Here is an 8,496-nt window from a genome sequence, read left to right as displayed (position 1 = left end):
AGGGGAATTTGTGCAAATTGACCTGCCTCCAGGCAGCACAATTTGCGAAGAAACAATATGGGAAGATATGATATGAACAATTTACGAAATGGTACGCCGTACTCCTAAGGGTTAGTTGTGAGTTCGATTCTCGCCGGGGGTGCCAAAAAATAACACCGCAAGCTGCTGCTCCGTAGCTTGCGGTGTTATTTTTGTTCTTCTGCTTTTGGGTGTCCAATTTTACAGGCTCAGTTTTCAGGAACTCCTGAGGTCAGAAGCGTAGCCAGTATGTTAGCCCGTTCTGGCACTCTTTGCGTGGTTCTGACCAGAACCGCGCAAGAAGTGTAAGAGCAATGATCCTTGATCGTCTTGTTTCAATTTCCATGTCCATAAATCCTTTCCAACCCGCTTTCCTCTTAGGTCAAAGGACTTACGCAATACCGCACTCTTCTTCCTCATGATCCATTGTTTCGCCCTCATAGTTTGGAGCGCAACAGCGGTAACGAGGAGAAAGTGAAAAGCAAAACAGACTATTCACTTCCATCCCCGACGTTCAGGATCAAGTGTATCCAACGCAGTGTACAGAAGCGCGTTGCAGATAGCCGCTGCCACGTTGCTTCCGCCTTTTCGTCCCATTGCGATAATGGCCGGGACCCCAGCGGCTTTGCATACCTGCATCAGCCGCTGTTTGCTCTCCACCACGTTTACAAATCCCACCGGTACGCCCACTACCAAGGCCGGACGAAATCCTTTTTCAATAAGATCGGCAATTTCCAGCAAAGCGGTAGGTGCATTTCCCACCGCCAGCAGTGCCCCCGGCAGAACCGTAGCTGCATGGCGCATGGCCGCCACAGCCCGCGTAGTTCCCTCTTCTCTGGCCTGTTCAGCCACCTTTTCATCCGCCATAAAGCAATATACCTGTAATCCCAATTTGGCAAGGCTCGGTTTGCTGATACCGGCTTTTGCCATATTGGTATCCGTCACGACCGGAACGCCCCGGCGCAGTGCTGCCACGCCGAGGGACACCGCATCCGGCGTGAATTGCAAGGTATGGGCATAGTCAAAATCAGCCGTGGTATGAATGACACGTTTGACGACTGCTTCTGTATGCGGCAAAAGTGTGATGTTTTGTGCCTTGAGTTCCGACTCAATAATAGCCATACTGGTCCGCTCAATGTCAGCAGGCAGATGGTGCTCAGGTACCATACTCAATACTCTACTCCCCTTCTGGCAATAATGCCTTGCTGATAGGGATGCTTATGGCAGCACATCTCGGTGGAATAGTCTGCCGCTTCCTGCATCCAGTCGGCTGGGTCCCGTCCGGTCAGCACGATTTCCTGCCCCACCGGACGGTCCAAAACGGAATGCCACAGCAATTGTTCATCTACCATTTTCAAACGACAGGCAGCACAGGCTTCATCCAGAATCAGCAAATCGCAGGCTTCCGACACCGCCTGCCGCAGCAGTTCATCGTGGCGTGCACGCACCCGCTGCCGTTCTTCCGGACTCATCTGAGAAAAGAATCCTGTTCCCGGCTGTCCCGAATATATTTTGGCCCCCAAACGGCGCAGCGGTTCCAATTCACTGCTTTGGCCATCTTTAAGAAACTGTACCACAGTAACGCTGCCCCCACTGCCCAACATACGCAATGCCAGCCCAAAGGCGGCTGTGGTCTTTCCTTTTCCTTCGCCCCAGTACAGATGTACCAGTCCCTTATTCATGGCTGTATTCCTCCATTGCACGATAGATTGCCGGCATGTCCAGCGCCGCACGTACACTGGCTGCCAATTGATCATATTGTTCCTCTTTATAGGCGGTTCGATCCATACTAGGGGCCCAGGTTACCGGCAGCCCCTTCCGCTGCAGCAGCCACTTTGCCAGATGGTCAGTCATATCTGCCGTATCAAACAAACCATGGAGATACGTTCCGAATACCAGTCCCTGTACCGCACCATCCTCCGCGCCTGTATGCAGTCTGCTGAACGGGGCTCCGCCTGTACGGCTGGTACATCCCATATGGATTTCATATCCATCCGCCCTGGCTCCGGCAAAGGGTGCGGCCAAAACATCCGCCTGCATACGGGTACGGGTCTTGTGCGGTGCAAATACCGTATGGCAAGGCAAAAGACCAAGGCCGGACAGCGTTCCTTTCTCCTCTACGCCGTCCGGATCGCTGATCGAAACGCCCAGCATCTGATACCCGCCGCAGATTCCAAGAACCGGTATGCCGTTTGCCGCCAGTTTCTGGATAGCGGCCTCCAGACCGCAGCTCCGCAGCCAGAGAAGATCCTGCATGGTGCTTTTGGTTCCGGGGAGAATCACAAGATCCGGACTTCCCAGCTGCTGGCTGCTTGCTACATAACGAACCCCCAGGGCAGGATGACTTTCCAGGGGTGCAAAATCTGTAAAATTGGAGATGCGCGGCAGCCGGATCACCGCAATATCCACAGGGCGCTCCGCCCGGGTCTGGTTCAGCCTGGGCGCCAGACTGTCCTCATCATCAATGTCCCACTGTCCGTACGGCACAACCCCCAGCACCGGTACGCCCGTTTTTTCGCGCAGCATCTGCAGGCCAGGTTCAAGCAAACTCACATCACCACGGAATTTATTGATGACCATCCCAACAATGCGGGCACGTTCCTCCTCTTCCAGGAGAGAGACCGTCCCGTACAACTGGGCAAACACGCCGCCGCGATCAATATCACCAACCAGCAGAACCGGTGCGTCCACCAATTTTGCCAGCCCCATATTGACAATATCATCGGCTTTCAGGTTGATTTCTGCCGGACTGCCCGCGCCCTCAATGACGATCACATCATTTTCTTCCATCAAGCTCCGGTAAGCACGTTCAATGTCGGGGACCAGGGTCTTTTTCATGGCAAAGTAATCCCGTGCCGCATACTGTCCCCGCACCCGGCCATTGACAATCAGCTGACTGCCGGTATCACTGGAAGGCTTGAGCAGAATCGGGTTCATGCGCACGTCCGGTTCCCGACCAGCGGCCTCTGCCTGCGCCACCTGAGCCCGTCCCATTTCCAATCCATCCCGGGTTATATAGCTGTTAAGCGCCATATTCTGGCTTTTGAAGGGCGCCACTTTCAGCCCATCCTGGCGAAAGATTCGGCACAGAGCGGTGACAAGCAGACTTTTGCCCGCACCGGACATGGTCCCCTGTACCATAATACATCTGCTCACTCAAAGCACCTCCTGCATGACCCGCAAAAAAGTTTGATTTTCAGCTGGGCTTCGCACAGCACAACGGTACCAGCCCTGTTCCAGGCCGGTGTAGTTGGAGCAATCCCGAATCAGAACACCTTTACGGCGCAATGCTCCGACCAGGTCGCGGGCCGGATGGTAGAATAACAGATAATTGGCTTCTCCCGGAACTACCCGGCATCCCAGTGAAGTCAGTCCGGCGGCCATCAGAGGGCGCTGCGCTGCAATCAGCGCATGAAGGGCACGGCTGTATTCCTTTTCCTTCAATGCAGCTATGCCCGCTGCCTGTGCCAATCCGGACACGGCCCACGGCTGTCCCGCTCTGCGCAGCCGTTCCAGCCGATCCGGACTGCTTCCCAGAAGATATCCCAGGCGTACTCCTGCCATGGCGTACCACTTGGTAAAGGCCTTGAGAATCAGCAGCTGCGGATTTTGAGACAGGCAGCTTTCCAGCGTATGTGCAGACGGATCATCCAAAAACTCATTAAAGCATTCATCCACCACCAGCAAGGTATTGTTTTTTCGGCAGCTTTCCAGAACATCTTGCAGCAGTGTCCTATCCGTAGTGCGTCCGGTGGGATTGTTGGGCTCGCACAACAGGACGATATCGGTTTCCGGCGTTATCAGATCCAGGAAATCCCTGCCGATGGCAAAGTCATCCCTGGCATCCAGAACGTATTCCTGAACCTCGCACCCGATACTCTGCAGTGCGGAAGCATATTCCGCAAAGGTAGGTGCCACCAGCAGAGCATGGCGCGGTTTTTCAGCTATAGCCAACCGCCAGATCAGATTCGCCGCCCCATTTCCGCAAAGGACCCAATTTTCAGGCAAGCCCCGGCTTTCGGCAATCGCAGCGCACAAAGAGCGACATAAAGGGTCGGGATAACGGTCCTGTTGGGCTGCCGCAGATGCAATGGCATCACGTACTCCTTCCGGCAGACCCAGCGGGCTGATATTGGCGGAAAAATCCAAGGGAAGTCTGCCGTATTCGGCCGCAAATCCGGCCCAATCTCCCCCATGTATCAATGTTGGCATAAAGGCTCCTTTTTCCGTTCTTGTTTTCATGACAAAAGCCAGATGCACGCACGCACCGTCTCCCCCACTGCCAGGGCCAGCACGCTAGCCGTATACAGCATACGGTTGGCGCGCAGGATGTCCTGCGGCTCGATCGGCCGCAGCGGGTCCCCGATGGTGGGCTTTTCATACAGCTTTCCAAAATAGAAGGCCGGACCAGCCAGCTGTACGCCCAACGCGCCGGCACAAGCGGATTCGGTCTGTGCACTGTTGGGGCTGGCATGGCAGCGTCTGTCCCGCCGCCAGATTTTCCAGGCGCCCTGCGCACTATGCCCGGTCAGTGCCGCTGCGGCGATCCAGAACAAGGCCGCCATCCGGGCAGGCAGGTATCCGGCGATATCATCCAGATGTGCCGCAGCTCTGCCGAAATAAAGATAGCGTTCATTCTTGTAGCCCACCATACTGTCCATGGTGTTGACAGCCTTATAGCACAGAGCCAGAGGTGCCCCGCCAATGAACATATACAGCAAAGGTGCCATAACTCCATCCGAGAAATTTTCTGCCACCGTTTCCACCGCCGCTTTGGTCACGCCTTCTGCCGTCAGATTCTGTGTATCCCGCCCCACGATGCGCGCCACGGCCTGTCTGGCCCGGGGCAATGTCTCCCGGGTAAGACTGAAAAATACATGACGGCTTTCTTTGGCAAGGCCCCGGACCGCCAGTGCCTGCCAGCACCAGAAGGTCTGTACGGCAAAGCCGGCCGCCGGATGCAGGGCTGCTGCCCAGAAACAGATGGTGCCGGTCAGGAGCAGCGTTCCCAAGGGAAGAATGGCGGCCAGCACCGCGCCGGCTGCCAGCTGACCACGGGGCGTATCGCCAAACAAGCGGCGAAGACGAGGTTCCAGAAAGGTGATGGCCTTTCCCATGAATACCACCGGATGCGGCATCCAGACAGGGTCCGCCAGAATCAGGTCCAGCAAAAATCCGCACAGAATCGCGGCGCACAGAATCATACGGTCTCCTCTTTCGTGTATTGCACCGTCTTGATCACATGCAGAATGTGTTTCTGCTGCCAATCACAGGCGTCCAGCAGGTATCCGCCTGCATTGGGTGCACACCACTGATAATAGTCTTTATGCGGCACAGCATACCGCTCCATAACAGACATCTGGGTCCCGCCGTGCGCCACAATGACCATGACTTGCCGTCCCTGGGCAATGCACTCATCCACCAGCTTGGAAAAAGCCGCACAGGTCCGGTTGCAGAAATCGGTTTTGCGTTCGCCGTCCGGACAGGTCGTTTCGCAGTTAGCCTGGACCCAGGCCAGATAATCGGGATCGTGCTCCATTTCCTTGTAGTTGCGGCCTTCAAAGCTGCCGAAGCACATTTCCTGCAGGTCCTTTACCTGAACCTGCTTTGCAGTTGGAAACAGCACCGACGCCGTCTGACGGGCACGGGTCAGCGGACTGACGTAAACCAGGTCGGTGTCAAAATCAGCTTTGCGCAGCATGGCAAGGCCTTCCGCAGACAGCGGAATATCCCGCTGTCCCTGGTAGCGCTTCTGGGCGTTATAGATGGTCAGGCCATGCCGCAAAAGATAAATATTCATTCAGGAAGTTCTCCTTTCAGCACAAGCGGCAATCCACAGAAAACCCGCACGACCGTATCGGCGCGAGATGCCAGCATACAGCTCAGCCGCCCTGCGTTTTCCCGTGCAGCACGCTGGACAGGATCGGTGGGCACCACCCCGCCCCCCACTTCCGTGACGGTGATGATGGAATATTGTCGGGACAGGCGCTCCGCCAGAGCCGACAGGTCCCGGCAGTTCTGTGCCAGATTCTGGGCATCGATGCACACCTTATCCGGAAATGTCTCCGGGTCCGGCCAGAGTGTACGGGCAAAATCCGTCTTGCCGGCAAACAGCGGTCCGGTTATCAAGATCATATCGTCCACCCCCAAAGCCACTGTCCGGCCGTCAGGGCAGCCAGCATCCAGAACTCCGCCCGCTGCACAAACCAGCCGGCCAGATCCCCGCTGAGGCCGCCAAACCGTTTTTTTGCGGTATGGTAATACTGCCAAAAGACCAGCAGGGCAGCCGCAGCCGCCAGTCCGCCTCCTGCCGCCAGCAGCACCGCACACAGAATGATGCACAGAACCGTCAGCACCAGCCGCACGCGGTTTCGGTCGGCCGTTGTGGCAAAGGTATGGGCAAGGCCCGTATTTTTGGCCAGCGGGAAACTGGTCACGGCCAGACCGGACAGGGCTCGCTCCAGAGTAAAGCATACTCCCATGCAGAATGCGGCCGCAGGCGTGGGGGTGATGGCTGCACACAGGCCCAGCGTAGCAACAAAATAACTGCACAGCCGTATGACCGCAAAAGCACCGCAATGCGGATCCGACAGGATCGCCTGTTTGCGGGACGGTTCGGCACAGCTGGCCAGTGCATCACAGGTGTCGGCATAGCCGTCCAGATGGATTCCGCCCGTAACCAGGACCGGAGCCAGACACAGTCCTGCTGCCCGCAGAAGCACCGGCAGGCCCAGATACGCACAGCCCCATGCCCAGGCAGCCCACACGCCGCCGCAGACCACCCCCACCAGGGGGAACGCACACATGGCATACCGCATATTTTTTTCGTTCCAGGATGGCTGGGGCAATGGCAGTGCGCTGAACATGCCAAAGGCCACAGCAATCGTTTCAAACTGGACCATAGAAAGGTTCCTTTCCCTTATAATACCAGGGACAACCGGACACAACTTCACAGACATGATCGGCCCGGGCCGCCAGCCGGCGATGCAGTTTTGCCAAAAGACGGAGATACTCCACCGTCTCTTTGCTGTAGTCGGCACCGCCGCAGAACAGTTCATTTCCCACCACGATCAGATGGGTGCTCTGCCCGTACAATTTCTCAAGGCCTGCCCACACGGCTTCCAGCGTACCAGGACCGGCACCATCCGGCGCATATCGTTCGTTGGCAACCAGATTGGTAAGGTCTTCCAGCAGAACAGAGCCGGTGGCCGGCAGGTCCAGCCCGACAAGATTCAGCGGACATTCCAGGGTATGGAATCCACGTCCCGCCCGCATGGCCTTATGCCGTTCCACCCGACGGCGGCATTCCTCATCCCAGATCTGCATCGTTGCCAGATAATACCGGGGTGCCGGACAAGCTGCCAGCAATTTCTCGGCGTACGCACTCTTGCCGCTGCCTGCCCCGCCCACCACAAAGGTCAGCATGAGGAGCCTCCCTGAGGCGTATAGGCCTGCATTCCGTAATCGGCAAAAGTGGAGCCCCCGTAAACCGCCAGCGCCATATCCAGCAGTGGGATGGCTGCCAGGGCACCGGTTCCCTCCCCCAGATGCAGGCCTGCCGTGATCAGCGGCTTTTTGTGCAGCGCATCCAGCAATCGTTTGCCGCAGGGTTCGGCAGAACAGTGACTGGCAAAAATGGCCTTGTCCGATGCAGGACAAAGTTTGGCCGCACACAACGCGGCGGCGGCCGTAATAACGCCATCCATGAGAACCGGAACCCCGTACAGCGCCCCGCCCAAAAACAGGCCGCACAGTCCGGCAATATCCAGTCCACCCACTTTGCACAAAACATCCAACGGGTCGGCGGCATCAGGTGCATTGACGGCCAGCGCCTGCCGGATAGCCTGTATTTTTCGTTGCAGACCGGCATCGGACAGGCCTGCGCCCCTTCCGGTCACATCCGCCGGGTCCAGTCCCAGCAAAGCACAGGTCACCGCAGTGGCTGTGGTGGTGTTGCCGATTCCCATCTCCCCGGCCGCCAGCATCTGTACGCCTGCCTTTTTCTGGAGACGGACCAGTTCCATCCCGTTCCATACAGCCTCGGCGGCCTGTTCCCGGGTCATGGCCGGTCCCTGGGCAATATTTCCCGTTCCGTTGGCCACGCGCGCATTCAGCACCCCGGGCAGCGGCGGAGGATTCAGAATTCCCATATCCACCGCAACCACTTTGCAGTCAGCAATCGCTGCCATGCGGCAGGCAGTGCTCTGTCCGGCCCCCAGCTGACGCGCCACCACGGCAGTGACCTCACTGCCTGTCTGGCTGACTCCTTCAGCCACCACACCGTTGTCGGCACAAAGTACCAGGAGCGTCCGCTTTTCCAGGTGTACATCCGCTGTGCCCGTCAGTGCTGCCATATCTTCGATCATGGTTTCCAACAGTCCCAGACCACCCAAAGGCTTTGCGCAGGAAGCCCAGCGCTCATGAGCCGCGCAGCGCGCGTTTTCGTCTGCCGGCGTGATCGATCCCATCATTTCGCGC

The 8,496-nt window shown here is 57.2% G+C and carries 10 protein-coding genes; all 10 read right to left on the bottom strand.

What is annotated here, in order from left to right:
* Positions 1–513: 513 nt before the first annotated feature.
* From Q0K17_RS04385 to cobT, 10 genes are read right to left on the bottom strand one after another with little or no spacing between them, the layout of a single operon-like run.
* A complete protein-coding gene (locus tag Q0K17_RS04385) occupies positions 514–1,185 on the bottom strand; it encodes a precorrin-8X methylmutase (RefSeq protein ID WP_294540348.1) in 672 nt (223 codons plus the stop codon).
* 2 nt (positions 1,186–1,187) lie between these two features.
* Positions 1,188–1,700 (bottom strand): cob(I)yrinic acid a,c-diamide adenosyltransferase, encoded by a 513-nt coding sequence (locus Q0K17_RS04380; protein WP_294540347.1) that lies wholly within the window; start codon positions 1,698–1,700, stop codon positions 1,188–1,190.
* Complete coding sequence (locus Q0K17_RS04375; protein ID WP_294540345.1) at positions 1,693–3,159, bottom strand: cobyric acid synthase; 1,467 nt, start codon at positions 3,157–3,159, stop codon at positions 1,693–1,695. The genes Q0K17_RS04380 and Q0K17_RS04375 overlap by 8 nt, the downstream gene beginning before the upstream one ends.
* Positions 3,160–3,174: 15 nt before the next feature.
* Entirely contained in the window at positions 3,175–4,278 is a 1,104-nt protein-coding gene (locus Q0K17_RS04370) for a threonine-phosphate decarboxylase (RefSeq protein ID WP_294540343.1), read from the bottom strand.
* Complete coding sequence (gene cbiB, locus Q0K17_RS04365) at positions 4,257–5,222, bottom strand: adenosylcobinamide-phosphate synthase CbiB (protein WP_294540341.1); 966 nt, start codon at positions 5,220–5,222, stop codon at positions 4,257–4,259. Before cbiB ends, Q0K17_RS04370 begins: the two co-directional genes overlap by 22 nt.
* A complete protein-coding gene (locus Q0K17_RS04360) occupies positions 5,219–5,818 on the bottom strand; it encodes a histidine phosphatase family protein (protein WP_294540339.1) in 600 nt (199 codons plus the stop codon). Before Q0K17_RS04360 ends, cbiB begins: the two co-directional genes overlap by 4 nt.
* Positions 5,815–6,153, bottom strand: coding sequence for a bifunctional adenosylcobinamide kinase/adenosylcobinamide-phosphate guanylyltransferase (locus tag Q0K17_RS04355; RefSeq protein ID WP_294540338.1), 339 nt, complete (start codon positions 6,151–6,153; stop codon positions 5,815–5,817). The genes Q0K17_RS04360 and Q0K17_RS04355 overlap by 4 nt, the downstream gene beginning before the upstream one ends.
* Positions 6,150–6,920, bottom strand: a complete 771-nt coding sequence (locus tag Q0K17_RS04350) for an adenosylcobinamide-GDP ribazoletransferase (RefSeq protein WP_294540336.1) — start codon at positions 6,918–6,920, stop codon at positions 6,150–6,152. Before Q0K17_RS04350 ends, Q0K17_RS04355 begins: the two co-directional genes overlap by 4 nt.
* Positions 6,907–7,443, bottom strand: a complete 537-nt coding sequence (locus Q0K17_RS04345; RefSeq protein ID WP_294540334.1) for a bifunctional adenosylcobinamide kinase/adenosylcobinamide-phosphate guanylyltransferase — start codon at positions 7,441–7,443, stop codon at positions 6,907–6,909. The genes Q0K17_RS04350 and Q0K17_RS04345 overlap by 14 nt, the downstream gene beginning before the upstream one ends.
* Complete coding sequence (gene cobT, locus Q0K17_RS04340; RefSeq protein ID WP_294540332.1) at positions 7,437–8,489, bottom strand: nicotinate-nucleotide--dimethylbenzimidazole phosphoribosyltransferase; 1,053 nt, start codon at positions 8,487–8,489, stop codon at positions 7,437–7,439. The genes Q0K17_RS04345 and cobT overlap by 7 nt, the downstream gene beginning before the upstream one ends.
* Between the last annotated feature and the right edge of the window lie 7 nt (positions 8,490–8,496).

The organism is uncultured Gemmiger sp., assembly GCA_944388105.1.
Taxonomy (GTDB): Bacteria; Bacillota; Clostridia; order Oscillospirales; family Ruminococcaceae; genus Gemmiger.
Note: the sequence above shows the minus strand (reverse complement) of the source record. Positions and strands in the feature narration are given on the sequence as shown.

Excerpts from the sequence above, each read along its gene's own strand:
- Q0K17_RS04385 (WP_294540348.1), bottom strand. The coding sequence starts at position 1,185 with ATGGTACCTGAGCACCATCTGCCTGCTGACATTGAGCGGACCAGTATG.
- Q0K17_RS04380 (WP_294540347.1), bottom strand. The coding sequence starts at position 1,700 with ATGAATAAGGGACTGGTACATCTGTACTGGGGCGAAGGAAAAGGAAAG.
- Q0K17_RS04375 (WP_294540345.1), bottom strand. The coding sequence starts at position 3,159 with ATGGTACAGGGGACCATGTCCGGTGCGGGCAAAAGTCTGCTTGTCACC.
- cbiB (WP_294540341.1), bottom strand. The coding sequence starts at position 5,222 with ATGATTCTGTGCGCCGCGATTCTGTGCGGATTTTTGCTGGACCTGATT.
- Q0K17_RS04360 (WP_294540339.1), bottom strand. The coding sequence starts at position 5,818 with ATGAATATTTATCTTTTGCGGCATGGCCTGACCATCTATAACGCCCAG.
- Q0K17_RS04355 (WP_294540338.1), bottom strand. The coding sequence starts at position 6,153 with ATGATCTTGATAACCGGACCGCTGTTTGCCGGCAAGACGGATTTTGCC.
- Q0K17_RS04350 (WP_294540336.1), bottom strand. The coding sequence starts at position 6,920 with ATGGTCCAGTTTGAAACGATTGCTGTGGCCTTTGGCATGTTCAGCGCA.
- Q0K17_RS04345 (WP_294540334.1), bottom strand. The coding sequence starts at position 7,443 with ATGCTGACCTTTGTGGTGGGCGGGGCAGGCAGCGGCAAGAGTGCGTAC.
- cobT (WP_294540332.1), bottom strand. The coding sequence starts at position 8,489 with ATGATGGGATCGATCACGCCGGCAGACGAAAACGCGCGCTGCGCGGCT.